We start from the raw sequence: 23,359 nt of genomic DNA, 5'->3' as shown, positions 1-23,359 counted from the left end.
GTCGTACCCGTCGATCAGTACCAGCCGGAACTCTGGCTCTTGGCCCAGGCCCCGCACGGGCTGTCGTACCGGCCCTCGATGTAGCCGAGGCCCCACTTGATCTGGGTGACCGGGTTGGTCCGCCAGTCGCTGGCGACCGAGCTCATCTTGTTGCCCGGAACGGCCTGCGGGATGCCGTACGCGCCGGACGAGGAGTTGCTGGCCTTGGGGTTCCAGCCGCTCTCCTTGTTCCAGAGCTTGTCCAGGCAGGGCATCTGGTCGATCTTGAAGCCCGCCTGGAGGAGCATCGCGCAACCGGTCTTGCGGTGCCCGCTGTAGGAACTGCACGAGGCCGGGACCGGGCCGGCGAAGGGCTTGATCTTCCCGTCCTCCGACTTGGCCTTGGCCTCGGCCTCATCACGTTCCTTCTTGCGCGACGCCGCCGCGGCCTCGGCGGCCTTGGCCCGCTGGGCGGCTTCCTTGGCCGCTGCGGCGGCCCGCTGCCGCGCCTGGTACTCGGCGGACCGCTGCTTGGCGGACTCCCGCCGGTGGTCGGCCTGCCGGTCACGCTGGTAGTCGTACTCGGCCTGGTCGACCTGGAGGCCGACCTGTGCGGTCAGGCCCTGTTGCTGGGTTTCCCGGTCTTCGCCCAGGTAGAAACCGCCGGCAACGCCCACGGAGAGCAGTGCGACAGCGGCCGTACGGGCACCGAACCGGCTCCACAGCCGACTCACGAAGTATCCCTTCGTCGGGGGCAATGGCGCGGCGCGGACCAGCCCGTGCCGGGCGTGGTCGCACCACGAGCGCCCCGACCTCAGCCGGTCGCCGCCGACGTACCGGCGGGCGGTGGCGGCTCGTCCACGGATGGGACGAACGTTCACCAATGACCCCCACCGGGACGTGGGCGCTCGTGGGACACGATCGCGCACAGTGAGGCTGATGGGAAACCCGGCGCGCGAATTGTGACCTGTGCCACAAAGTGAATGCGGACGATGGGGGGCGACCCCACCCCGCGCAGGACTCAGCCCGGGATGTCCTCCAACAGATCGGTCACCATCGCCGCGATCGGGGAACGCTCGGACCGGTTCAGCGTGACGTGCGCGAAGAGCGGATGTCCCTTCAGCGCCTCGATCACCGCCGTCACCCCGTCGTGCCGGCCCACCCGCAGGTTGTCCCGCTGGGCGACGTCGTGGGTCAGCACCACCCGCGAGCCCTGCCCGATCCGGGACAGCACGGTGAGCAGCACCCCCCGCTCCAGCGACTGCGCCTCGTCGACGATGACGAAGGCGTCGTGCAGGCTCCGGCCCCGGATGTGGGTCAGCGGGAGGACCTCCAGAATGCCCCGGGAGGTGACCTCCTCCAGTACGTTCTCGTGCACCACCGCGCCGAGGGTGTCGAAGACGGCCTGCGCCCAGGGCGACATCTTTTCCGACTCCGAGCCGGGCAGGTAGCCCAACTCCTGGCCGCCGACGGCGTAGAGCGGGCGGAAGACCACCACCTTCTTGTGCCGGCGGCGTTCCATCACCGCCTCCAGCCCGGCGCAGAGCGCCAACGCCGACTTGCCGGTGCCGGCCCGACCGCCCAGCGACACGATCCCGATCGACTCGTCCAGCAGCAGGTCCAGCGCGATCCGCTGCTCGGCCGACCGCCCGTGCACCCCGAACGCCTCCCGGTCGCCCCGGACCAGCCGGACCGTCTTGTCGGGCAGCACCCGACCCAGGGCCGACCCCCGGGTGGAGTGCAGCACCAGGCCGGTGTGGCAGGACAGCCCGGCGGCGGCGTCCAGGTCGAGGCAGTCCCCGGCGTAGAGCCGGCCGATCTCGTCCTCACCCAGCTCCAGCTCGGCCATCCCCGTCCAGGTCGGATCGCTGGCCTGGCCGTGCCGGTACTCGTCGGCCCGCAGGCCCACCGCGGCGGCCTTGACCCGCAACGGCATGTCCTTGCTGACCAGGGTCACCTCCCGCCCCTCGGCGGCCAGGTTCAGCGCCACCGACAGGATGCGGGCGTCGTTGGACTCGTTGCGGAAGCCCGGGGGCAGGACGCCGCCGTCCGAGTGGTTCAGCTCCACCGTGAGCGTGCCGCCGGACTCGTTGGCGGGCACCGGGCGGTCCAGCCGACCGTGCCGGACCCGCAGCTCGTCGAGCATCCGCAGGGACTGGCGGGCGAACCAACCCAGCTCCGGGTGGTGCCGCTTGCCCTCCAGCTCCGAGATCACCACGAGGGGCAGGACCACCTCGTGCTCGGCGAAGCGGTGGAAGGCCGCCGGGTCGGACAGGAGCACCGACGTGTCCAGGACGAACACCTGGCCGGTTGGTCCGGGCTCCTCGGGGCCGGGCGGAGCAGCGGCCGTCGTACGGCGGCTCCGGGTGGATCGGCGGGTCGTGGCAGTCGCGGCCGGGATCTGGTCGACACCGGCGGGCGTACGGCGAGTCGTCACAGGCCTGCTCCGACGGACGGGCATCCGCCATCCGCGTTCCGCCTCCTCCGGTGCCCGGGGACACGGGGTCGGATGCGGAACCCCGTGTGCGAGGTCGCAGATCCGGGCGGCCGGCTGACCCGGGAGAACCCCGGGTCATGCCTAGACGCTAGCGGCGTCGGGCCGCCTCGGCTAGAGGCAGACGAGGATCCGCCCCCGGTGCGGTGACCGACGGCGGACCGGCCGGGATGCCAGCCCCCTGCGCGCATCCCGGCCGGTGGAACCGCGTCACCCGTCCGACGCGGTCGACATCGTCGACGACGCCGTGGAGGGTGACGAGCCAGCTGCTGGGCCGCGTCCGCCGTGACCGACGGAGGTGGCCCCTGCGGTTCAGCCGGTCCGGCGAACCAGCGTGCCGGTCGGGTGCCGACCGGTGACCGGCCCCGGACGGGCAGCGACCGGGCCAGGCGGGGCGACCATCGGGCCAGGACGGACGGCGACCGGGCCCGGCGGGGCGGTGAACGAGGAGCCGGCGTAGGTGGTGCCCTGGCGGACCGCCGGGGCGGACGGTCCAGCCGCAGCCGCAGCCGTCCCGGTCGGGACGGCGAGCGCCGAGGCGAGCACCGCCTGGGCGTCACGCCGACGCCGGTTCCAGGCGCCCCGGTCCCCGTCGAAGTAACCCTGCCGGTAACCGAAGCGGTAGCCGATCCGGTAGCTGAGCTGGCCGTGCAACCGACCGGCGGCGTAACTGGTCGCACCCAGCACGAGGACGAGGAACACGGCGAGGAGCGGGCTCATCGGGCGGCTCCGGTGGGCCGCGTCGGCCGGATCACCGGTCCTCCGGCTCGGCCGGGCTCGGATCGACGACCAGCAACCGTTCCAGGTCCTCGGTGCTGACCTCCTCGACCAGCTCCACGCTGATCCGGCAGCCGTCCAGGACGACCTCGGCCATTGAGGACCGTCGGATCTCGCCCCCGGCGTCGTAGACCCGGACGCTCATCTCCGGGCAGCCCAGATGGGTCCGCCAGGCGTTCCACTCGTCCCGGTCGCCGACGCTCAGGGACAGGTAGCGGCAACCGCGGGCCAGGTAGAGCCGCCAGGGTGCGCTGAGTCCTGCGGCGACCCCCTCCGCGATCAGGCCGAACGCCTGGGCGCGGGTCGTGAGTTCGGTCACCGCGCCCCCCTGGCACCGGACGCGTGACGCATGTGAGCAGTGATCGTCTCAAGCACGTGACAAACCGTAGAATGTCCCATGAGCGTGACAGTATCAGCTTTTTGCCCGGTTCCCCCCGACCCGCAACGCGGCTATTATGCCCAGGTAAACACCCATGAAGCGAGGAATCACCAGGCGTCGGGTCGCACGGTGAGCGCGTCTCACATGCGTGACAAAGATCCGCCCCGGGCACCCCGGACGGGCGTTACGGCCGTACCGTCACGGGGTGACCGAGACCGCCCCCGCCCGGAAGATCGCATTCGCCACCTTCGTTCGCCGGGCGCTCGACGACGCCCGGGCCATGCGGGCCTGGACCGGCACCGAGGTCTCCCGCCGCACCGGCGTCTCCCGCCAGACGATCAACCGGTGGGTCCGCGGCGACTGGGCCAGCGACCCGGAGGCCGAACGGGTGGTGGCGTTCTGTGAGGGGCTCGGCCTCAACCCCGCCGCCGCCTTCACCGCCCTCGGCTGGGACCGGGCCGCCGCTCCCCGGGGTGCGGCGAACACCCCTCCGATGGACCCGGACGTCGAGGCGCTGCTGCGCCGGCTGGTCGATCCCGCCGTGTCGGACGCGGAGAAGTTCCACATCCGGGAAACCATCCGTTATCTCGCATACCGCCCTACGCTCCCCCTCGATGTCCGAAATGGAGGCGAGCAGGCCGGGTAGTTCCTCAGATGGCGAAAGAACGCCTGAGCAGACCCGACCGTTTCGCTCCGGGGCCGCAACGGGCACGCTAGCGTCCGTATCCGTACTGCTTGGGCTCGTCGTCGGCGGGGGGACGGGACAAGGCCGAACTCAGCCCTGCGGGACAGAAGGAGGGGTCTGTCCATGACCCTGAAATGGTGGGCAGTCGTGGTCGCGGCAGTCTCCCTGACCGCGTGCGTGACCGCGAACCTGGTGGTCGGTCTGGGCACCGGTGGGCAGATTCCGCTGGTCGTCAACCTCTTCGCCCTCACCGCCGCCGGCACCGCCGTCGTCCTGGCGGTGGTCGCCGAACTGCACGACCGACTCGACGACCGGGTCAGCGCGCTCACCGACTTCATGGTGGCGCGGCTCAACGAGATCGAGGCCCGCACCGGCGACCGGAACACCGGCTTCGTCGAGGGTTACCTGCTCAACCAGGGCCGGCAGGCCACAGTGGTGCCGTTGGGACGACGCGGCCGGGGAGCCGCCGAGCGCTGAGGCGCACCACGATCAGCCCATCCCGCCGGTGTCAAGAAGCCACTCCGAAGCCACGAATCAGCCACCACCCCCGGGGTACGCTGTCGCGCGTGCCGTCGTTGAATCTGGGTAACCAGCAGCCACCGATTCCGCTGGATGCTGAGCACGCCTGGCGTACCACCGCCGAGCGGGCCGCCGACACCGTCCTCTTCTTCGACTTCGACGGCACCCTCGCGCCGGTCGACGACGACCCCACCGCGGTACGCCCCGCCCCCAAGGTGCTCGCCGCGTTGGAGGCGCTGGCCCCGGTGGTGCAGCGGGTGGCGATCGTCTCCGCCCGCCCCGTCGACTTCCTCCGCGACCACCTCGGTGGCCTCAGCGGGATCGACCTCTACGGCCTCTACGGCCTGGAGCACAGCCACTCCGGCGGCGAGACGGTCACCGAACCCGCCGCGCTGCCCTGGGTGCCCACCATGGCCGAACTGGCCGACCTGGCCCGCGCCGAACTGCCCGCCGGGGCGCTGGTGGAGTTCAAGCGGCTGAGCGTCGCGCTGCACTGGCGTACCGCCCAGCAGCTCGGCCCGACGGTCGAGCAGTGGGGCCGGGCCCAGGCCGAACGGCTCGGGCTGCGGGTGCAGGCGGGCCGGATGGTGCTGGAGCTCAAGCCGCCCGTCGACCGGGACAAGGGGCTGGTCATCGGCGAGGTGGTCCGGGACGCCGGTGGTGCCTGGTACTTCGGCGACGACGTCTCCGACATCAAGGCGTTCGCGGCGCTGCGCGCCCGGTCCGCCGCCGACCCCGGTTTCCTCGGCGTCTGCGTGGCGGTGGCCAATCCGGAGACCGGCCGTGAGGTCGCCGAGGCCGCCGACCTCACCATCGACTCGCCCGCCGCGCTGGGCGACTTCCTCACCCGGGCCGTACACCACCTGACCTGAGCTGAGCGCAGCCGCGCGGGTGTTCTGCGGGGTGCCGTGGACGGCCCGCCCGGTCGCGTCGGTGGGTCAGGTGCCGTAGCGGCGTTGCCGGGTGCCGTAGGAGCGCAGGGCGCGGAGGAAGTCGACCCGCCGGAAGTCCGGCCAGTTCAGCTCGCAGAAGTAGAACTCCGAGTGCGCCGACTGCCAGAGCATGAAGCCCGACAGGCGCTGCTCGCCGCTGGTCCGGATGATCAGATCCGGGTCGGGCAGGCCCCGGGTGTAGAGGTGCTCCGAGATGTGGTCCACGTCCAACGAGTTGGCCAGTTCCTCGATGGTGCCGCCCTTGGCGGCGTGCTCCACCAGCAGCGAACGGACCGCGTCGGCGATCTCGCGCCGGCCGCCGTACCCGACGGCGATGTTGACCTGGGCGCCGCCGCTGCGCTCCCGGGTGCGTTCCTCGGCGGCCTTGAGCGCCTGGGCGTGCTGGGTCGGCAGCACGTCGAGCGCACCGACCATCCGCAGCCGCCAGGGGTTGCCCTCCTCGGCCAGCTCGGTGGTCAGATCCTCGATGATCTGGAGCAGCGGGTCGAGTTCCTCCGCCGGCCGGGACAGGTTGTCGGTGGAGAGCAACCAGAGGGTGACGTGACCCACCCCGGCCGCGTCACACCAGCGCAGCAACTCCTTGATCCGCTCGGCACCCATCCGGTGCCCGTCGTTCGGATCGACGAGGCCCATCTCCCGCGCCCACCGACGATTGCCGTCGCACATCACGCCCACGTGCCGGGGCACCGGCCGACCTGCGAGCCTGGCCGTCAACCGGCGCTCGTAGACGGAGTAGATAAGGTTCCGCAGAGTCATCACCCTGCAGCGTAGCGACCCGCACCGAATATCAGTGCCTCGGTGGGCGCACTACGGGCGTGATCAAGAGAAATACGCCATCCCACCGCCGGCCGCTGACCGAAACCTCTTGATCACCGGGGCGGGCCCTCGGGGGTGGGGGCTGGGGTGGCTCGGTGGAGGGAGTAGAGGGTGAGGGTGGCGGCTGCCAGGAGGGGGGCGCCGTCGCGGATCAGGCCGTCCAGGCCGAGGAGCCACCAGCACAGGGGGATGTTGACCGCGAGGACGCCCAGGGTGACCGTCACCAGCAGGCGGCGGGCCCAGGGTCGGCCACGCATCAGGAACGCCGTACAGAACAGCACCAGATAGCTGACCACGATGCCGCCACCGAACCAGAGCAGCACCACCGGTACGGCGGCGAGCCGGCCGTCCAGCACCGCGCCGCCAGCCACCAGGGCGGGCACCAGCATCAGCGGGCTGTAGGTGAAGGCGGCCACCCGGGCGGTGAGCAGCCAACCGGTGACCTGGGGGCGTTTCGGGGCGACCTCCCGCCAGGCGATCGTCCCGCCCTCGACCACCAGGCCCCGGCGGTGGCGCACCAGATGCCCGGTGACCGCGTCGCAGCGGTAGAGCAGCACGACCACGGCGACGCAGAGCGCGGTGAGCACGGCGAAGCCGAGCAGGCCGGGCAGCGGCGGCACGCCCTGCCGGGGCACCACCAGCCGGCCGACCGCGAAGACGGTGGTCACGGCGAGGATCAGCCCGAACGGCTTCGCCCCGGCCCGTCCCCGGTTCACCTGCCCGATCAGCACCAGGAAACCCAATGAGCGCAGCATCGCCCAGCCGGTGCGTACCGCGAGGCCGAACTCCTGCTCCGGGGCGTACCACCAGTTGAGCAGCTCGACCGCGACGGTGGCGGCGGCGGTCGACGCCAGCAGGACGGTCAACACCCGGACGGCGGACGGCCGCCGGACCTGCGGGGTCACGGCGGCCGTCCTCATGGTTGGTGATGTTGCCCGCAACGGGCCCCCCGCACACCTGTCACCGCCGCGCCGCGACGGAGGCTGCCCGGTGTCCGGTTACCGTGGCTGCTCAGCGTCGAGCCGGGCGCGCAGCGCGTCCAGCTCCGACCACAGGACGGCGGGCAGCTTGTCACCGAACTTCTCGAACCACTCGGTGACCAGCGGCAACTCGTTACGCCACTCCTCGGGGTCGACCTTCAGGGCGATCCGGACGTCCTCGGGGGTCATGTCGAGCCCGTCGACGTCCAGCGCGTCGGCGGTCGGCACCATGCCGATCGGGGTCTCCACCGCGGCGGCGGTGCCCTCGAGCCGCTCGACGACCCACTTCAGCACGCGCGAGTTCTCGCCGAAGCCGGGCCAGAGGAAGTTGCCCTCGGCGTCCTTGCGGAACCAGTTCACGTAGTAGATCTTGGGCAGCTTGGCGGCGTCCCCGTCGACGCCCTTGCCCATCTCGATCCAGTGGTTGAAGTAGTCACCGGCGTGGTAGCCGATGAACGGCAGCATCGCCATCGGGTCGCGGCGCACCACGCCGACCGCGCCGGACGCGGCGGCGGTGGTCTCCGAGGAGAGCGTCGCCCCCAGGTAGACCCCGTGCACCCAGTCGCGGGCCTCGGTGACCAGCGGGATGGTGTCCCGGCGACGCCCGCCGAACAGGATCGCGTCGATCGGTACCCCGTTGGGGTCGAAGTAGTCGTCGGCCAGGATCGGGCACTGGGTGATCGGGGTGCAGAAGCGGCTGTTCGCGTGGGAGGAGAGCTGCTCGCTCTCCGGCGTCCAGTCGTTGCCCTTCCAGTCGGTCAGGTGGGCCGGCGGCTCACCCATGCCCTCCCACCAGATGTCACCGTCGTCGGTGAGGGCGACGTTGGTGAACACGGAGTTGCCCCGGTCCAGCGTGCGCATCGCGTTGGCGTTGGTCTTCCAGTCGGTGCCCGGGGCGACGCCGAACAGGCCGTACTCCGGGTTGACCGCGTAGAGGCGACCGTCGGGGCCGAACCGCATCCAGGCGATGTCGTCGCCGATGGTCTCGACCTTCCAACCGGGGATGGTCGGCTCCAGCATGGCCAGGTTGGTCTTGCCGCAGGCGGACGGGAACGCGCCCGCCACGTGGTAGACCTTCCCCTCCGGCGAGGTGATCTTGAGGATCAGCATGTGCTCGGCGAGCCAGCCCTCGTCCCGCCCCATCACGCTGGCGATCCGCAGCGAGTAGCACTTCTTGCCCAGCAGCGAGTTGCCGCCGTAACCGGAGCCGAAGGACCAGATCTCCCGGCTCTCCGGGAAGTGCGAGATGTACTTCGTCTCGTTGCACGGCCAGGCCACGTCGGACTGGCCGGGGGCGAGCGGGGCGCCGATGGAGTGCAGCGCGTGCACGAATTCGGCGTCGTCGCCCATCGCCTCCAGCACGGCGGCACCCATCCGGGTCATGATCCGCATCGAGGCGACCACGTACGGGCTGTCGGTGATCTCGACGCCGAACATCGGGTTCTCGGCCTCGACCGGGCCCATGCAGAACGGGATGACGTACATCGTCCGGCCGCGCATCGCACCCCGGTACAACTCGGTCATCGTCCGCTTCATCTCGGCCGGCGCCATCCAGTTGTTGGTGGGGCCGGCGTCCGCTTCGTCCACCGAGCAGATGAAGGTGCGCTCCTCGACCCGGGCGACGTCCGTGGGGTCGGTGCGGGCGTAGAAGGAGTTCGGCTTCTTTTCCGGGTTGAGCCGGATCAGGGTCCCGCTGTCGACGAGTTCGTCGGTGAGACGCCGCCACTCCTCGTCGGTTCCGTCCACCCAGACCACCCGGTCCGGGGTCGTCAGTTCCGCGATCTCCCGGACCCAGGCGAGCAGCTTGGGGTGGGTCGTGGGGGCCTGATCGATCCCCCGCACAGTAGCCGGAGCAACCATGACTCATCTCCTTGTGGTCGACGCTGACCGATTTATGGGATGCACGAGTCTCGGCGGACGCGGGCCGCGTCGCCTTCGTGGAAACCTGGGATTGGCCTCAGCGTAAACCGGGCGGACCCGCGAGTCAGTGGGACTGGTTGTGAACAACTGCACAAGGTGCCGCCCGGCTGCGGTAACACGAGCTGATACCCGCTTTCACGCGCAGTTTCACGCAAATCCTCAGGCGAACTGCCGGTGACCGCGAGAACGAACGGCGGGCGACGGGGAAACCGGGCGTCCGGGCGGATCGGCGCGCGGCGCGCGACAGGTCGCCGGTGGTGCCCCGTCCGATCAGCCGGCAACCGGTACGCTCGCGAGGTGGCCGCGACGATGACCGGGGACCAACCGGGGACCCCACAGACCCGCCCGGGTCTGGTCCGTTCGCTGCTGGACCGGTTCGGTCACCTCATCCGCGAGTTGAGCAAGTTCGCCACCGTGGGCGGGGTGGCCTTCCTGGTCGACTTCGCGCTGTTCAACTTCCTCACGCTGGCCCGCGGGATGGAGCCGGTGACCGCCCGGGTCATCTCCACGGTGATCGCGGCGACTGTCGCGTTCGTCGGCAACCGGTTCTGGACCTGGCGGCACCGGGTGCGCTCCAACCCGGCCCGCGAGTACGCGCTGTTCTTCTTCTTCAACGCGGTCGGCCTGGGCATCGCGGTGGCCTGCCTGGCGGGCAGCCGCTACGGCCTGGGCAGCATCTGGCCCGACGTCTTCCGCACCCCGTTGGCCGACAACATCGCCAGCTACGTGGTCGGCACCGCGCTCGGCACGCTGTTCCGGTTCTGGTCGTACCGACGGTTCGTCTTCGTCGAAGCGGGAACTCCCCCGCTTCCGGAGGCGACCACCGACGACCCGTCGCCCGGGTCGTGAGCGGTCGCCCTCCCCGTCCAGCCGGAGCCTCCGGCATCGTCCACTGCCCTAAGGTGTTGCGCATGCGTCTTGTCCGTCTGCTGCCCGAGCGCTGGCAGAAGTTCATCCGCGAGGCGCTCAAATTCGGCATCGTCGGGGGCGTCAACACCGTCATCAATTACGCGGTGTTCAATGCCCTGGCACTCACGGTCTTTGTCGACGGTCAACTGAAGGCGACGGTCATCGCCACCATCGTGGCGACCATCACGTCGTATCTGATGAATCGTCACTGGACGTACCGGGATCGTCCCAAATCAGCACTTAAGCGCGAATACGCCCTTTTCTTTCTGTTCAACGGCGCCGGCCTGATCATCGAACTGGGCGTGCTCGCCGCCGCCAAGTACGGCCTCGGGTTCAACAGCCTGCTCGCGCTCAACGTGGCGAAGACCGGCGGCGTACTGCTCGCCACCCTGTTCCGGTTCTGGTCCTACCGGACCTTCGTCTTCCAGCCGGTCCCCCGGCACGCCGAGGAGAGCTGGCACGCCATCAAGCGGGACGAGTGGGACACCATGGCCGAACTGGACCCGGTGGCCGAGTTGGCCGAATCGGTCAGCGAGCTGGAGGAGGCCCAGGCCCAGCCGGAACCACGACCCGGCCCGACCACCGGCCCCACGCTCCGACCCGCCACCGAACCGCCGCGCACCCCCGCGCCGGCCACCGAAACGGTGTTCACACAGGCCCGGGGCGGAAGCAGCGGCGTCGGCCGGACGGCGGCCGGCGGTGACCTGAACGCGAAACTGCCCACCGAGCTGCACGCCGGCACCAACCGCGCGCCACGCGCCTGACCGACCCGGTCGCACGATCCGACCGGTACGGCCCCGGGAACGTCCCGGGGCCGTCGCGCACCCCCGCCCGGGTCAGCCGGTGGTGTCGCGCAGCGGCTTGCCCTCCCGCATGTCGGCCAGGATGTCGCGCATCTCCCCGTCGCCCAGCGTGTGCTTGTCGTGCTGCGCCTCCACCAGCTCGTAGAGGGTGGTCTGCACCCGGTCGACCCGGGGCACGTCGACGAGCACCGACTGCCCCCGTTCGCCGGCCGACTCGATGGTGAGCGTGCCGCACCCCAGCAGCCGTTCGGTGAACCGCTGGGTCATCGAGTGGTCGTTGATCCGGGCCAGCGGCAGGTCCCGCCGGTGCCGGGAGAAGACCCCCTCCTGGAGCAGCACCCGCTCGTTGGTGAACAGGTAGTGCGTGCTGCGCCAGACCAGGAACGGCCACAACCCCAGCCAGAGCACCGCGATCAGGAACAGACCGGCGACCACGGCGAGCACCAACGCGCCACCGTCGCCGTCGGGCAGCAGGAGCCAGCCCGCCACCACCGCCGCGACACCGATGACCAGCACCAGGACCGGCCGCAGCAGCGCCTTCCAGTGCGGGTGCAGGTGCAGGACGACGTGCTCGTCCTCGGTGAGCACGTCTTCGGGGAACGCCACGGGAACCTCCTAGCCGACAACCGGACGCGCTGACCGTAACCGGTCGACACGACCCGCCGGATCAGCCGGGTGGCCCGCCGTGCACCCCACGCACGAACCGACCGCAGACGACCGGAGTCAGCGCAGGTGCAGCACGTCCCCGGCGGCCAGCCGCCGCTGACCGGCAGCGGTGTCGACCAGCAGGTGACCGTCGGGATCCACCCCGGTGGCGAGCCCGGTCAACGCGGAACCGTCGGGCAGCAGCACCCGCACCTGCCGGCCCACCGTGGCGCAGGAGGCCAGGTACGCCTCCCGCAGGCCGCACGCGTCGGCGTCACCGCCGGCCGCCCGCCACCTGTCGTACCAGTCGGCGAGGCCGCGCAGCAGGGCCCGTAGCAGCGGATCACGATCGGTCGCGGTGGCCCCGGCCAGTTGCAGCGAGGTGGCCGGCAGGCCGGTCGGGTTCTCCGGCAGTTCGTCGGCGCGCAGCGTCACGTTCAGGCCGATGCCGAGCACGATCGCGGGTGGCTCGGCCGACCCGGCCGCCGGCACCGCCTCGGCCAGGATGCCGGCGCACTTGGCCTCGCCGACCAGCAGGTCGTTGGGCCACTTCAACCCGGCGTCCAGCTCGGCCAGCCGGGACACCGCCTCGACCAGCGCGACACCGGCGAGCAGCGGCAGCCAGCCGTACCCGGTCGGGGGCGCGGGCGGCCAGTCGCGCTCGGTGACGGCCTCTCCGGGCCGCAGCAGGACGCTGGTCGCGAGGCCCGCCCGCGGCGGTGACTGCCAGACCCGACCGCGTCGGCCCCGGCCGGCGGTCTGCCGCTCGGCGACCACGACCAGGCCCTCCGGCTCGCCGGCCCGCGCGGCGTCGGCCGCGTCGGCGTTGGTCGAGCCGGTCTCCGACCGCAGGTCCAGCCGCCGCCAGGGGCCCACCGGCGGGGTCAACGCCCGGGACAGCCGCGCCGCCGACAGCGGCGGTCGATCCAGATCGGTGTACGGCGAACCCGGCATCCCGCCAGCCTACGGGCCGGGGCCGACGCCGACGCCCGGCCAGCCTCCGCCGGAAGCTACTGAGGCGTACTGCACAGCCGCGTCGGCCTGAACCATCGTTATATTCCCAGGGTGACTACCGAGACCGGGACCAACATCCACAGCACCGCGGGCAAGCTGGCGGACCTGGAGCGCCGGGTCGACGAGGCGGTCCACGCGGGCGCACGCGGGGTGGAGAAGCAGCACGCGCGGGGCAAGAAGACCGCCCGGGAGCGGATCGAGCTGCTGCTCGACGAGGGCTCCTTCGTCGAGCTGGACGAGTTCGCCCGGCACCGGTCCACCAATTTCGGCCTGGACCGCACCCGCCCGTACGGCGACGGGGTGGTCACCGGTTACGGCACCGTGGACGGCCGGCAGGTCTGCGTCTTCGCCCAGGACTTCACCGTCTTCGGCGGCTCCCTCGGCGAGGTCTTCGGCGAAAAGATCGTCAAGGTGATGGACCTGGCCATGAAGATCGGCTGCCCGGTGGTCGGGATCAACGACTCCGGTGGCGCGCGCATCCAGGAGGGTGTCGTCTCGCTCGGCCTCTACGGCGAGATCTTCTTCCGCAACGTACGGGCCAGCGGGGTCATCCCCCAGGTTTCGCTGATCATGGGTCCGTGCGCGGGTGGTGCCGTCTACTCCCCGGCGGTCACCGACTTCACCGTGATGGTCGACCAGACCTCGCACATGTTCATCACCGGCCCGGACGTCATCAAGACGGTCACCGGCGAGGACGTGGCGATGGAGGAGCTGGGTGGCGCGCGTACCCACAACACGCGCAGCGGCAACGCGCACTACCTGGCCACCGACGAGGACGACGCGATCGACTACGTCAAGGCGCTGCTGTCCTACCTGCCGTCGAACAACCTGGACGAACCGGTGGTCCTCGACGCGCCGGCCGACCTCGACGTCACCGACGCCGACCGGGAACTGGACACCCTGGTCCCCGACTCGGCCAACCAGCCGTACGACATGCACCGGGTCGTCGAGCACGTCCTCGACGACGGCGAGTTCCTGGAGGTGCAGCCGCTCTACGCGCAGAACATCGTGGTCGGCTACGGCCGGGTGGAGGGCCGCCCGGTGGGGGTGGTCGCCAACCAGCCGATGCACTTCGCCGGCACCCTGGACATCGCCGCTTCGGAGAAGGCGGCCCGGTTCGTGCGTACCTGCGACGCGTTCAACATCCCGGTGCTGACCTTCGTGGACGTTCCCGGGTTCCTGCCCGGCACCGGCCAGGAGTGGGACGGCATCATCCGCCGGGGCGCGAAGCTGCTCTACGCGTACGCCGAGGCCACCGTGCCGAAGGTCACCGTGATCACCCGCAAGGCGTACGGCGGGGCGTACGACGTGATGGGCTCCAAGCATCTCGGGGCGGACCTGAACTTCGCCTGGCCGACGGCGCAGATCGCGGTGATGGGTGCGCAGGGCGCGGTGAACATCCTCTACCGGCAGGAGCTGGCCGCCGCCGAGGATCCCGCCGCCGTCCGGGCCGAGCGGATCGCCGAGTACGAGGACACCCTGGCCAACCCGTACGTCGCCGCCGAGCGCGGGTACGTCGACGCGGTGATCCCGCCGCACGAGACCCGGACCCAGATCGTCCGGGCGCTGCGGGTGCTGCGGACCAAGCGGGAGACGTTGCCGCCGAAGAAGCACGGCAACATCCCGCTGTAGCCGACCCGGCCCCGGGCGTGCCGACGGTGGACCGCGGGCAGCCGCCCTGGCGCGCACCGGGCAGCAGAGCAGGACCCCGCCGGGGGCAAGCGGGCCGGTCAGGGCCGGCAGCCAGTAGGCCGGTCAGCAGGGCCGGGAGCCCGCAGGCCGGTCAGCAGGGCCCGGGGGAACCCGGGCCGGTCAGCAGGGCGCGTCGGTGGCCGGGCAGAGGCGTTTCGCGGCTCTCCCGCCCAACGCGACGAGGGCGGCCTGGGTCAGCTCCGGACCGGTGCCGTCGGCCCGGTCGGCGACCGTTTCCGGGGCGGGCGCGACCACGGTCACCAGGTCACCGACCCGGACCACCAGGGTCGCCTCGACGGCTGTCGGCCGGCCGGCCGGCTCGCCGTCGGCCTGCGCCCGGGGCTGCGACGTCACGTGCCGCAGCAGCACCGACTGGTCACCGGCGAAGTCTTTCGCCGCCGGCTCCCAGCGGTGCTCCTGCCCGGTGCGGGCCGGCTGCTGATCGGCGGTCAGCAGGGACGCGCCGAGGGTCCACGTCGCGCAGGCGTCGAGCAGCCGGTAGATCTCCCCGAACAGCCACCGGCCCCGGGGTGGTTCGATCCGGTAGACGTCCTGGCTCAGCACCTGGGCGACCGGGAGGTCGGTGCGGGTTCCGGGACGCAGCAGGGTCTGTGAACGGGAGGCGCGGGACACCGGCAGTTGGGCGGCGACCGCACGTTCCCGCCCGCACGATTCGAGCAGCGGGTCGACCTGGACGGTCTCGGCCAGCCCCGTCCCGCCCAGCCGGGCCCCGGTCCGCACGGGCAGGTCGGCGGGAGTCAGCAGGGCGGCGAGGGGGATCTCCGTCCGGGCCGGGTAGACGACCGGTGCGGAGTCCGAGGCCGCCACCGGGGCGGTGGGGGACGGCAGCCCGGCGGACCGCCCGGTCACCAGCGCGGCGGAGCCGGCCAGCACCACGAGCACCGTCACCGCCGACAGCCCCGCCGTCCGACGGGCCCGGCGACGGGCGCGGGCCCGGATCTCCGCCGGCTCGGGCCAGTGGACCGCACGCAGGTCCCGGTGCAGCCGGTCGACGAAGGTCGGATCCTCAGCCATCAGACCTCCTCCAGGTCAGCAACGGTGAGCAGCCCGGCGAGCGCGGCACGCCCCCGGGAGAGCCGGGCCTTGACCGTGCCCACCGGGGCTGCGGTCTGCCGGGCCACCTCGGCGACGGGCATGCCGACCAGGTAGTACAGGGCGAGCGCGATGCGCTGTTCCTCGGGCAGTTGCCGCAGGGCGGCGACCACTTCCAGGGTGTCGGTGCCGGGGCCGGGCACGCTCTCGGTCGCCCCGTGCCGCAGGTAGGCGCGGGCCCGACTGCGCAGGCTGCGCCAACGGCTGACCGCGATCCGGGAGGCCACCACCCGTACCCAGGCTTCCGGGTCGTCGTACCCGCTCACCGTCGACCAGCGTTGCCAGGCGCGCACGTACGCCTCCTGCACGGCGTCCTGCGCCTCGGCCAGGTTGCCGGTGAGCGCGCAGACGAAGCCGAGCAGCCGGTGTCGGCTGCCCCGGTAGAACTCGTCGAACCCGTCGACGTCCGGCACCCTGGTACCTCCCCGTGGCGGTCGCAGGTGACACGCGCGCCGCACACCGGTGGGTTGCGTGGTCAGCCGATCATTCTGGTCGCTGCACCAGGTCGGTCAGTTCGGCCAGCGGGAAGGTGCCGGCGGGCAGTCGTTCCCGCGCCAGCCGGCGGACCGCGATCTGCACGGCGGTGTTGGCCGGCGTGGGCACCCCGTACCGACGGCCGAGCTGCACGATCTCACCGTTGAGGTGGTCGGCCTCGGTGGAACCCGCCGCCCGGGTCAGGCTCTGCCAGGTCGAGCTGCCGCTGCGGGGTTGCCCGTCGACCGGCCGGGTGCCGACCCGGTCACCCCGCTCGGCCCGTTCCTCGTCCTCGCTGGAGTGCGCGATCCCGGCGGCGGCGAGCACGGCGACGCCCTCGGCCCGGACCCGGTCGAGCAGCCAGCCGGGAAGGTCGCCACCGAGCAGGGCCTGCACCCCGTTGCCGAGGTTGTTCAACAGCTTGCCGTACTTCCACCGCATCACGTCGGGCCGCACCGGGGCGACGAAACCGGCGGCGGTCAGGTCCGCCGACACCGCCACGTCGGTCTCGTCGGCACCGGCCGGATAGCGGCCCAGGTGCAACATCCCCGGGTACGGGTGACCACTGGCGATCACCCGTCCCGGGTCGAGATGGGTCGCCGGCAACCACACGCAGACCGGGTGGACGTGGGCGAACAGGCGCAGCGCGGTCGGCTCGTTCGCCACCCCGTTCTGCGCGGTGAACAGGGGCAACCGTTGCCCGGCCGTGCCACCGCCGACGACCGGGGTGTCCGCCCAGGCGTCCAGGGCGGCCCAGGTGTGCTGCGACTTGACGGTCAGTACCAGGGCGGTGTCGGCCGGCAGCGGCTCCGGGCCCGGCCCGCCGGTGGCCGGCCCACGCCAGGTCACCGACCGGTCGGGGGTACGCAGCGTGAGCCCCCGGCGGCGGATCGCGTCCAGGTGCGCGCCCCGAGCCACCAGTGTGACGTCGCGCCCGGCCTCTCCCAGCAGTACGCCGATGGTGCCGCCGACCGCGCCCGCTCCGATGATCACGTATCGCATCGGACCGATTCTGCCCGCATCCGGCCAGGTCGGCGAACCGGCGTCGTCCGCAGGTGCGGGTACCGCACGGCCCCCGACGGCTCGACGCGGGATGCCGCTGGAGGTGCGGTCGCGGTGCAGCGGCCCGGGTGGGCGGCCTCAGAGCGGAATGCCGGCCCTGGTGAGCAGCGGCCCGGCGAGCAGGACCGCGCCGACGGCGAGGGCGAACAGGTTGACCAGCCCGAAGACGAACACCCAGAGCAACGCCGGGAAGGGCGTCAGGTGGGCCAACTGGTCGGCGTCGGACTCGGGCATCCGGCCCCGGCTGCGCAGCCGTTGCAGCTCGAAGACCGGCCGGACGCCGCCGATCAGCAGGAACCAGACCGAGGTCCAGGCGAACACGGCCTGCACCTGCGGGGTGGCGTACCAGGAGACCAGCAGCACCACCCCGCCGGTGATCAGCAGGGAGAGCATCCCGAAGACGTTGCGGACCAGCAGCAGCATGGCGAGCAGCAGCGCGACCGCGACCCAGAGCAGCAGGGTGATCCGGTTGCCGCCGAGCAGCCAGGCACCGCCCAGGCCGACCAGCGACGGCGCGACGTACCCGGCGAGCAGGGTGAGGATCATGCCGGGGCCGGTGGGACGGCCGGCGGTGAGGGTGAGGCCGGAGGTGTCCGAGTGCAGCCGGATGCCGTGCAGCCGCCGCCCGGTGAGCAGCGCCGCCAGGGCGTGACCCCCCTCGTGGGCGATGGTCACCGCGTTGCGGGCGACCCGCCAGGACGACCGGACCGCGACGACCGCCAGCGCGGCCAGGGCGGTGAGCACCACCAGCAGGGGCGGCGGGTCGGGTTGGGCGCTGAACAGCCGGTCCCAGAGGTCGCCCAGCCCGTCGATCGACACCATGGCCGGGGAGCCTACCCGGCCGGTTCGTGTTGCTCGACGCTCGTCGCCTCGTATCGTGTGAGACTGACCGGGCGGCGAGCGGAACGGGGGGTGAGGGCCGGTGAGCGCGGCTCCCCTGGAACACCACGTCGGTCTCTGGACCGAGGCCGACTACCTCGCCATGGGCGACACCCCGAGCCGGATCGAACTGCTCGACGGGAGCCTGATCGTGAGCCCTGCTCCGAGCAAGCGGCACCAGCGGGTGTCCCGCCTGCTGGCCAACAGCGCCGAGGCTGCGGCGGGCCGGCTGCTGGTGTTCGAAGCGGTGAACCTCCGGCTCGGGGTGGACCGGATCGTCATTCCCGACGTGGTGGTCGCCGACACCGACGACGAGGGCATGGTGGTCGAGGCCGGTGAGGTGGCGCTGGTCTGCGAGATCGTCTCCCCGGGCGACGCCGCCGCCGACCGCCTGGTCAAGATGCAGCTCTACGCGCTCGCCGGCATCCCGTGGTATTTGCTGGTCGAGCAGGACGGTGACGCCCACTCGCTGCGGCTGCACCGGCTCGACGGCAGGCACTATGTGGAGGACCAGGTGGCGAAGGCCGGCGAGACGCTGACCCTGGCCGAGCCGTTCCGCTGGCAACTCGACCCGGCCGCGCTGCGCTGAGCCGTTGCCTGATACCGCCTCTGGCCTGCCCTGACCGGTTCGGATCACCAGACATCCACTCGACCGTTGTCGATGAAAGTTTCCTTAGGACCTCTTGCGATCAAGGGCAGGAATCTCCAAAGATTGGCGTCAATCGATTGGCGTCCCTGGAGGAATCCATGACCCGTACCAGATTGTCGTTGCGCCGGCTGTTCGCCGCCGGTCTCACCGTCGCCGCCACCGCGGCCGCGGCCCTCGTCGTCACGGCCGCACCCGCGACCGCCGCCACCACCGCCGGCGTCGACGTCTCCCACTACCAGGGCTCCATCAACTGGAGCAGCGCGCGCAACGCCGGAATCGAGTTCGCCTTCATCAAGGCCACCGAGGGTACGAGCTACAAGGACCCGGACTTCAACACCAACTACGTCAACGCCTACAACGCCGGGGTGATCCGGGGCGCGTACCACTTCGCCCGGCCGAACATCTCCTCCGGCGCCACCCAGGCCAACTACCTCGCCAGCAACGGCGGGGCCTGGTCGGCGGACAGCCGCACCCTGCCGGCCGCGCTCGACGTCGAGGCCAACCCGTACAGCGGCGGCACCTGCTACGGGCTGTCCACCACCGGGATGCGCAACTGGATCCAGGACTTCCTCAACACCTACCGCTCCCGCACCGGCCGGTACGCGGTCATCTACACCACCACGAGCTGGTGGAACCAGTGCACCGGCAGTTGGACGGGCCCGTGGGCCAACCACCCGCTCTGGGTGGCCCGCTGGGCGAGCGCGCCCGGCACCCTGCCGGCCGGCGCCTCGGTCTGGAGCTTCTGGCAGTACACCAGCACCGGCAGCGTCTCCGGGATCAGCGGCAACGTCGACCGCAACTACTGGAACGGCACCCGGTCCCGGCTGGTCGCGCTCGCGAACAACACCTGACCGCCCCCACAGCCGGCTCGGCGGCAGCGGGACCGGTCATCACCGTAGGGTCGATGGCTGGTCCGGCTGCCGCCGTCGCGATTCGTGGAGCCCGTCGGGTCAGGCGCTCTTCCGGCTGGTCAACGGCATGGTCACGGCATCCGTGGCGGTGGGCATCGCGGTCCGTCGGCTCAGCCGCCAGGCGGCGACCCCGGCGGCGGCGACCGTCACGACGGCGATCGACACGACCAGCGCGGCCACGCCCGCGCTCAACAGCAGCAGGACGACATCGCCGAGGGCGACGAGCATCCACAGTGCCAGTCTCGGCCGGGCATCCCTGCGTCGGTAACTCATCTCGCTACCTCCTTCCGTCGTCCCGGGTCAGATACCCCGGATGACGGAAAGTCATGCGAAACGACTTCACCCCTGGCGGGAATCCCCCGGGTCAGTTCCTCCGGTCCGGCACGAACCGGCTGGTGATCAGGGCGAAGTTGTCCAGGTTGGCGTTCCAGTCCTTCGCCGCCACCTCCCAGCGGATCGCGTAGCCCCGGTTGGTGGCGGTGACGAAGCCCCGGTTGCGGACGTGGATGCGGGTGTTGTCCCGGCTCTCCAACCAGTCCCAGTCGGCGCAGGTGCGGTAACCGCCGCACGCCTTGATGTCGAGGTACTGGTAGTTGTTGACGATGTTCTTCCGGGACGGTTCCTGGCCCTTCCAGTCGGCGACCGCGTCCTTCTTCGGACTGGGCGTCCACTGGATGAGCAGTTCCCGCACCCCGTTCGGCTCGGTGATGACCACCGCGTCGGAACGGACGCTGCGCCGCCAGCCCTTCGGCACCGGGACCTTGAACGTCGGCCCCTGGTACATCTCCCAGCCCTCAGGCAGCGCGTTCGGGTCGGTGGAAGGGGTGGCCGACGGCGTCGGGCTGGGCGCGGCGCTGGTCGGGGGCGGAGCCGCCGGAGCCGACGACGGGGCGGCGGAGGACGCGGCGACGCTCGTCGGGTCGGCCTGCGGGGTGCCGTCCCCCGGCTCGTCGGAGCTGGTCAGCAACGGGACGGCCAGCGCCAATCCCACCAGCAGCACCGCGACCAGCGCGCCGATCAGCAGGTTACGTCGCTTGTGGTCCGGCGGCGTCTCGTCGTACACCGGGACGGAGGCGACTCCGGCGGACCCGGCGGACGGGCTGACCGGCGTGTCCAGCACGGCGGTGGGGTTGGCCGGCGGGGCCGGGTCGAGGCCGGCGCGGGCCGACGGGGCGACCGCGCCGGACGGCCCGGCATCGGTCGGCACACCGGCCTTCGGCGCGGTTTCCGCAGGCGTCGACCCGGGGACCCGGGTGGTCGGTGCGGCGTCCGCGTCGCTCGACGAGACGGCCTCACCGGTCGGTGCGGCGTCCGCGTCGCTCGACGGGACGGCCTCACCGGTCGGTGCGGCGTCCGCAGCCACCGACGCGGCGGCCCCACCGGTGGGTGTAGTGCCGGCCGGCTCCACCAGGCTGGTCGGCGCGTCGTCGACGCCACCCGGTGGGGTGACCTTCGTGGTGGGCCCGGCGTCCACTCCGGCCGACATCTTCGTGGTGGCGTCCGCGCCCGTGGTCGACGCCCCGGTGACGACAGTCGCCTCCGCAGCGCCGCCCGTCGCGGTGGCACCACCCGCCGTGGCCCGCGCGGCGGCGCTGTCCGACGCCGCCTTCGCCGCCGCGGCGGCCAGGGACGACGAGGTCTTCGCGCCCCCGCCCTGCGCGGGGCGGGGTGCCGGCACCACCGGCGTACGCGGCTCACGTGGGCCGTTCGGCCCCGGCCGGCGTACCCCGTCGAGTAGTGAGATGCCCCTGGCGCGCTTGCCGGCGGCCCGGCGCAGCATGCGCTCCGCGACCTCGGCGGTGATCCGCTCGCTCGGGTCCTTGCGGAGCAGGCCGGTCAGCACCGGCTTCAACGGGCCGGCGTTCCTGGCCGGCGGCAGCGGCTCCGTGGCCAGCGCGGCCAGGGTGCCGATCGCCGACGGCCGGGCGTACGGCGACTTGCCCTCCACGGCCGCGTAGAGCGTCGCCCCCAACGACCAGAGGTCCGCCTCCGGCCCGGCGGTGCCGTCCCGGGCCCGCTCCGGCGCGATGTACGCGGGCGAGCCCAGCACCATTCCCGTCCGGGTGACGTTCGGGTCGCCGGGAATGGTGGCCAGTCCGAAATCGGTCAGCACCACCCGGCCGTCGGTGCCGAGCAGCACGTTGCCCGGCTTGACGTCCCGGTGCATCACCCCGGCCTTGTGGGCGGACTTCAGCGCGCCCAGCACGCCCAGGCCGATCTCCACCGCGCGGGCCGGGGGCACCGGCCCGTCCTCGGCGAGGGTGTCCTGCAACGACCTCGACGCCACGTACTCCATGACGATCCACGGGTCACCGTCGGTACGCAGCACGTCGAAGATGCGCACCACGTTGACGTGGTTGAGCCGGGCGATCGCCCGCGCCTCACGCAGCGACCGCTCCCGCATCTCGCGGCGCTCGTCGTCGGTCAGACTGGGCGGCGGGACCAACTCCTTGATGGCGACGTCCCGGTGCAGCACCTCGTCACGTGCCCTCCAGACCCGGCCCATGCCACCCTGACCGAGCGGCGCGAGCAGCCGGTACCGGTCAGCGACGAGTTGGGAAGGCACGTCAGACATCGGTGAGACGGTACCCGGCCGCACCAACGCGCACACCGCCGGCACGCCACTGTGCGACGTGGGTCAACTTGCGGACGCGTACTCTGGCGGCATGTCTGCCGAAGAGCCGCTGTTCCGGGTAGTCCGGGGGGTTCCCACCGCCGAGGAACTGGCCGCGCTGGTGGGCGCGATCACCCTCCGTTCCCGGCCGGCCGGCACACCCAGGCCCGCCGCAGGGTCCACGTGGGCCCGTAGCGCCCGTCCGGTCGGCGCGGTCCCGCTGCCCGGTCGTGCCGCCTGGCGCACCTCCGGCCTGCCCCGCTGACAGCCGACGCCACCGCGCCAGGCTTGCCGGCCGACGGCGGCCGTCCGGGGCTGTTGACTGGCCGTGGGCGGCCGGGGCCAGTGCCGGGGCTGTTGCCTGGCGGAGGGCGGCCGGGGCCGGTGCCGGGGCTGCCGGGATCGCCGAACAGCCACTAGCCTCACTCTGGGAGACGGTGTCGTGACGTTCGGGAGGACCAGTGATCCCTGAGGAGGGCCGCCCAGCTTCTTGGCTGGGCAACTACGGCGGCATCGAGGCCGACATCCGCCAGATGCGGGAGTTCGCCGACCAACTCCAGACCGAGGTCGAACGGAACTACACGCCACACCTGCGCTACATCGCCGACGACATGACCGCCGCCGTACCCAACCCGTGCGACGCGTTCATCGAACTGGTGCACTTCCTCCAGGCGCACTGGGAGACCCAGCAGGCCACCTCCGACCTGGTGCACGGCCTGGCCGGCGCCACCGGCCGGCTGGCGACCGCCGCCAACCGGATCGCCACCGACTACCAGGGTGCCGACGCCTTCGCCCACGCCCGGGTGACCGACGTCGAACGCGCCCTGCACGGCGCACAGGTCACCGCGTCCACTCTCACCGGCCGTTCCTCGTGGACCGCTCCCGCGCCCAACAGCCCCGAAAATCCGGGCCCGGTGGTGCTGCCGTGATCGAACGGGGCAGCGGCCGCACCTCCGGCCTCACCGACTGGCAACTGATGGACGTGCTCAGCATGTGGGCCTGCCTCCAGGACCAGGAGACCCAGGGGCACTGGAAGCACGTCGCGGGATGGCGCAAGGTCTGCGACCTCGCCCAGGCTCACCTGCGGAGACT

General features: G+C 71.8%; 25 protein-coding genes. 10 read left to right on the top strand and 15 right to left on the bottom strand.

The features are described from left to right. Window positions 1-14: 14 nt before the first annotated feature. The 4 genes from AB0B63_RS17975 to AB0B63_RS17960 all read right to left on the bottom strand — a co-directional run bounded on the left by AB0B63_RS17975 (window position 15) and on the right by AB0B63_RS17960 (window position 3,569). The gene (locus tag AB0B63_RS17975; RefSeq protein WP_208568575.1) at window positions 15-713 is read right to left on the bottom strand and encodes a transglycosylase SLT domain-containing protein; all 699 of its coding nucleotides are present in this window, start codon (window positions 711-713) and stop codon (window positions 15-17) included. A gap of 287 nt (window positions 714-1,000) precedes the next feature. Continuing rightward, a complete protein-coding gene (locus AB0B63_RS17970) occupies window positions 1,001-2,416 on the bottom strand; it encodes a PhoH family protein (RefSeq protein WP_208568576.1) in 1,416 nt (471 codons plus the stop codon). A 369-nt stretch (window positions 2,417-2,785) separates the two neighbouring features. Continuing rightward, on the bottom strand, window positions 2,786-3,193 hold the full coding sequence (locus tag AB0B63_RS17965) for a hypothetical protein (protein WP_357019775.1): 408 nt from the start codon (window positions 3,191-3,193) through the stop codon (window positions 2,786-2,788). 31 nt (window positions 3,194-3,224) lie between these two features. Further along, window positions 3,225-3,569 (bottom strand): hypothetical protein, encoded by a 345-nt coding sequence (locus AB0B63_RS17960; protein WP_208568578.1) that lies wholly within the window; start codon window positions 3,567-3,569, stop codon window positions 3,225-3,227. A 265-nt stretch (window positions 3,570-3,834) separates the two neighbouring features. On the opposite strand from AB0B63_RS17960, the gene AB0B63_RS17955 reads away from it, so the two are divergent. The 3 genes from AB0B63_RS17955 (at window position 3,835) to otsB (ending at window position 5,705) form a co-directional block, all read left to right on the top strand. Then, window positions 3,835-4,275, top strand: a complete 441-nt coding sequence (locus AB0B63_RS17955) for an XRE family transcriptional regulator (RefSeq protein ID WP_208568579.1) — start codon at window positions 3,835-3,837, stop codon at window positions 4,273-4,275. Between the two features lie 162 nt (window positions 4,276-4,437). After that, entirely contained in the window at window positions 4,438-4,791 is a 354-nt protein-coding gene (locus tag AB0B63_RS17950) for a hypothetical protein (RefSeq protein WP_208568580.1), read from the top strand. A gap of 89 nt (window positions 4,792-4,880) precedes the next feature. Beyond that, window positions 4,881-5,705, top strand: coding sequence for a trehalose-phosphatase (gene otsB / locus AB0B63_RS17945; RefSeq protein WP_208568581.1), 825 nt, complete (start codon window positions 4,881-4,883; stop codon window positions 5,703-5,705). Between the two features lie 66 nt (window positions 5,706-5,771). Here the strand turns inward: otsB and AB0B63_RS17940 are convergent, their stop codons facing one another. From AB0B63_RS17940 to AB0B63_RS17930, 3 genes are all read right to left on the bottom strand, one after another. Next, the gene (locus AB0B63_RS17940) at window positions 5,772-6,542 is read right to left on the bottom strand and encodes an isoprenyl transferase (RefSeq protein ID WP_208568582.1); all 771 of its coding nucleotides are present in this window, start codon (window positions 6,540-6,542) and stop codon (window positions 5,772-5,774) included. Window positions 6,543-6,655: 113 nt separating this feature from the next. Then, window positions 6,656-7,522: a hypothetical protein gene (locus AB0B63_RS17935; protein WP_357019768.1), complete on the bottom strand. Its 867-nt coding sequence runs from the start codon at window positions 7,520-7,522 to the stop codon at window positions 6,656-6,658. A gap of 78 nt (window positions 7,523-7,600) precedes the next feature. Further along, window positions 7,601-9,442 (bottom strand): phosphoenolpyruvate carboxykinase (GTP), encoded by a 1,842-nt coding sequence (locus AB0B63_RS17930; protein ID WP_357019765.1) that lies wholly within the window; start codon window positions 9,440-9,442, stop codon window positions 7,601-7,603. Window positions 9,443-9,811: 369 nt separating this feature from the next. Between AB0B63_RS17930 and AB0B63_RS17925 the strand changes: the two genes are divergently transcribed. After that, a complete protein-coding gene (locus AB0B63_RS17925) occupies window positions 9,812-10,351 on the top strand; it encodes a GtrA family protein (protein WP_208568665.1) in 540 nt (179 codons plus the stop codon). A gap of 62 nt (window positions 10,352-10,413) precedes the next feature. Then, complete coding sequence (locus AB0B63_RS17920) at window positions 10,414-11,175, top strand: GtrA family protein (protein WP_208568585.1); 762 nt, start codon at window positions 10,414-10,416, stop codon at window positions 11,173-11,175. Between the two features lie 72 nt (window positions 11,176-11,247). Here the strand turns inward: AB0B63_RS17920 and AB0B63_RS17915 are convergent, their stop codons facing one another. Then, window positions 11,248-11,820, bottom strand: coding sequence for a PH domain-containing protein (locus tag AB0B63_RS17915; protein ID WP_208568586.1), 573 nt, complete (start codon window positions 11,818-11,820; stop codon window positions 11,248-11,250). Between the two features lie 117 nt (window positions 11,821-11,937). Next, on the bottom strand, window positions 11,938-12,813 hold the full coding sequence (locus tag AB0B63_RS17910; protein WP_208568587.1) for a biotin--[acetyl-CoA-carboxylase] ligase: 876 nt from the start codon (window positions 12,811-12,813) through the stop codon (window positions 11,938-11,940). Between the two features lie 111 nt (window positions 12,814-12,924). Between AB0B63_RS17910 and AB0B63_RS17905 the strand changes: the two genes are divergently transcribed. Next, window positions 12,925-14,505, top strand: a complete 1,581-nt coding sequence (locus tag AB0B63_RS17905; RefSeq protein WP_219467094.1) for an acyl-CoA carboxylase subunit beta — start codon at window positions 12,925-12,927, stop codon at window positions 14,503-14,505. A gap of 180 nt (window positions 14,506-14,685) precedes the next feature. Here the strand turns inward: AB0B63_RS17905 and AB0B63_RS17900 are convergent, their stop codons facing one another. The 4 genes from AB0B63_RS17900 to AB0B63_RS17885 form a co-directional block, all read right to left on the bottom strand. Then, complete coding sequence (locus AB0B63_RS17900) at window positions 14,686-15,600, bottom strand: hypothetical protein (protein WP_357019759.1); 915 nt, start codon at window positions 15,598-15,600, stop codon at window positions 14,686-14,688. After that, complete coding sequence (locus tag AB0B63_RS17895) at window positions 15,600-16,091, bottom strand: SigE family RNA polymerase sigma factor (RefSeq protein WP_208568590.1); 492 nt, start codon at window positions 16,089-16,091, stop codon at window positions 15,600-15,602. The genes AB0B63_RS17900 and AB0B63_RS17895 overlap by 1 nt, the downstream gene beginning before the upstream one ends. Window positions 16,092-16,161: 70 nt before the next feature. Further along, a complete protein-coding gene (locus AB0B63_RS17890) occupies window positions 16,162-17,154 on the bottom strand; it encodes a 2-dehydropantoate 2-reductase N-terminal domain-containing protein (RefSeq protein ID WP_357019756.1) in 993 nt (330 codons plus the stop codon). A gap of 138 nt (window positions 17,155-17,292) precedes the next feature. Then, window positions 17,293-18,036: a M50 family metallopeptidase gene (locus AB0B63_RS17885; protein WP_357019753.1), complete on the bottom strand. Its 744-nt coding sequence runs from the start codon at window positions 18,034-18,036 to the stop codon at window positions 17,293-17,295. A 100-nt stretch (window positions 18,037-18,136) separates the two neighbouring features. Between AB0B63_RS17885 and AB0B63_RS17880 the strand changes: the two genes are divergently transcribed. Next, window positions 18,137-18,682 (top strand): Uma2 family endonuclease, encoded by a 546-nt coding sequence (locus tag AB0B63_RS17880; protein WP_357019750.1) that lies wholly within the window; start codon window positions 18,137-18,139, stop codon window positions 18,680-18,682. A 158-nt stretch (window positions 18,683-18,840) separates the two neighbouring features. Next, window positions 18,841-19,593, top strand: coding sequence for a GH25 family lysozyme (locus AB0B63_RS17875; protein WP_357019747.1), 753 nt, complete (start codon window positions 18,841-18,843; stop codon window positions 19,591-19,593). A 99-nt stretch (window positions 19,594-19,692) separates the two neighbouring features. On the opposite strand, the gene AB0B63_RS17870 is transcribed toward AB0B63_RS17875, so the two are convergent. Continuing rightward, window positions 19,693-19,926 carry a hypothetical protein gene (locus tag AB0B63_RS17870; protein WP_088643959.1) on the bottom strand — a complete coding sequence of 78 codons (234 nt, stop codon included), beginning with the start codon at window positions 19,924-19,926 and terminating at the stop codon, window positions 19,693-19,695. 91 nt (window positions 19,927-20,017) lie between these two features. Then, window positions 20,018-22,228, bottom strand: a complete 2,211-nt coding sequence (locus AB0B63_RS17865; protein ID WP_357019744.1) for a protein kinase — start codon at window positions 22,226-22,228, stop codon at window positions 20,018-20,020. Window positions 22,229-22,319: 91 nt separating this feature from the next. Here AB0B63_RS17865 and AB0B63_RS17860 point away from each other — a divergent pair, with 91 nt between their 5' ends. Next, complete coding sequence (locus tag AB0B63_RS17860; protein ID WP_357019740.1) at window positions 22,320-22,532, top strand: acyl-CoA carboxylase subunit epsilon; 213 nt, start codon at window positions 22,320-22,322, stop codon at window positions 22,530-22,532. A gap of 196 nt (window positions 22,533-22,728) precedes the next feature. Further along, the gene (locus AB0B63_RS17855) at window positions 22,729-23,196 is read left to right on the top strand and encodes a hypothetical protein (RefSeq protein WP_208568596.1); all 468 of its coding nucleotides are present in this window, start codon (window positions 22,729-22,731) and stop codon (window positions 23,194-23,196) included. Window positions 23,197-23,359 lie beyond the last annotated feature (163 nt).

Origin of the sequence: Micromonospora sp. NPDC049081 (assembly GCF_040648835.1) — a bacterium.
GTDB lineage: Bacteria > Actinomycetota > Actinomycetes > Mycobacteriales > Micromonosporaceae > Micromonospora > Micromonospora antibiotica.
Note: the sequence above shows the minus strand (reverse complement) of the source record. Positions and strands in the feature narration are given on the sequence as shown.

What these genes read in the sequence shown, in the direction of transcription:
- AB0B63_RS17925 (WP_208568665.1), top strand. Translation starts at nt 9,812, where the DNA reads ATGACCGGGGACCAACCGGGGACCCCACAGACCCGCCCGGGTCTGGTC.
- AB0B63_RS17870 (WP_088643959.1), bottom strand. Translation starts at nt 19,926, where the DNA reads ATGAGTTACCGACGCAGGGATGCCCGGCCGAGACTGGCACTGTGGATG.
- AB0B63_RS17860 (WP_357019740.1), top strand. Translation starts at nt 22,320, where the DNA reads ATGTCTGCCGAAGAGCCGCTGTTCCGGGTAGTCCGGGGGGTTCCCACC.
- AB0B63_RS17920 (WP_208568585.1), top strand. Translation starts at nt 10,414, where the DNA reads ATGCGTCTTGTCCGTCTGCTGCCCGAGCGCTGGCAGAAGTTCATCCGC.
- AB0B63_RS17950 (WP_208568580.1), top strand. Translation starts at nt 4,438, where the DNA reads ATGACCCTGAAATGGTGGGCAGTCGTGGTCGCGGCAGTCTCCCTGACC.
- AB0B63_RS17865 (WP_357019744.1), bottom strand. Translation starts at nt 22,228, where the DNA reads ATGTCTGACGTGCCTTCCCAACTCGTCGCTGACCGGTACCGGCTGCTC.
- AB0B63_RS17940 (WP_208568582.1), bottom strand. Translation starts at nt 6,542, where the DNA reads ATGACTCTGCGGAACCTTATCTACTCCGTCTACGAGCGCCGGTTGACG.
- AB0B63_RS17930 (WP_357019765.1), bottom strand. Translation starts at nt 9,442, where the DNA reads ATGGTTGCTCCGGCTACTGTGCGGGGGATCGATCAGGCCCCCACGACC.
- AB0B63_RS17965 (WP_357019775.1), bottom strand. Translation starts at nt 3,193, where the DNA reads ATGAGCCCGCTCCTCGCCGTGTTCCTCGTCCTCGTGCTGGGTGCGACC.
- AB0B63_RS17885 (WP_357019753.1), bottom strand. Translation starts at nt 18,036, where the DNA reads ATGGTGTCGATCGACGGGCTGGGCGACCTCTGGGACCGGCTGTTCAGC.
- AB0B63_RS17900 (WP_357019759.1), bottom strand. Translation starts at nt 15,600, where the DNA reads ATGGCTGAGGATCCGACCTTCGTCGACCGGCTGCACCGGGACCTGCGT.
- AB0B63_RS17935 (WP_357019768.1), bottom strand. Translation starts at nt 7,522, where the DNA reads ATGAGGACGGCCGCCGTGACCCCGCAGGTCCGGCGGCCGTCCGCCGTC.
- AB0B63_RS17890 (WP_357019756.1), bottom strand. Translation starts at nt 17,154, where the DNA reads ATGCGATACGTGATCATCGGAGCGGGCGCGGTCGGCGGCACCATCGGC.
- AB0B63_RS17910 (WP_208568587.1), bottom strand. Translation starts at nt 12,813, where the DNA reads ATGCCGGGTTCGCCGTACACCGATCTGGATCGACCGCCGCTGTCGGCG.
- AB0B63_RS17875 (WP_357019747.1), top strand. Translation starts at nt 18,841, where the DNA reads ATGACCCGTACCAGATTGTCGTTGCGCCGGCTGTTCGCCGCCGGTCTC.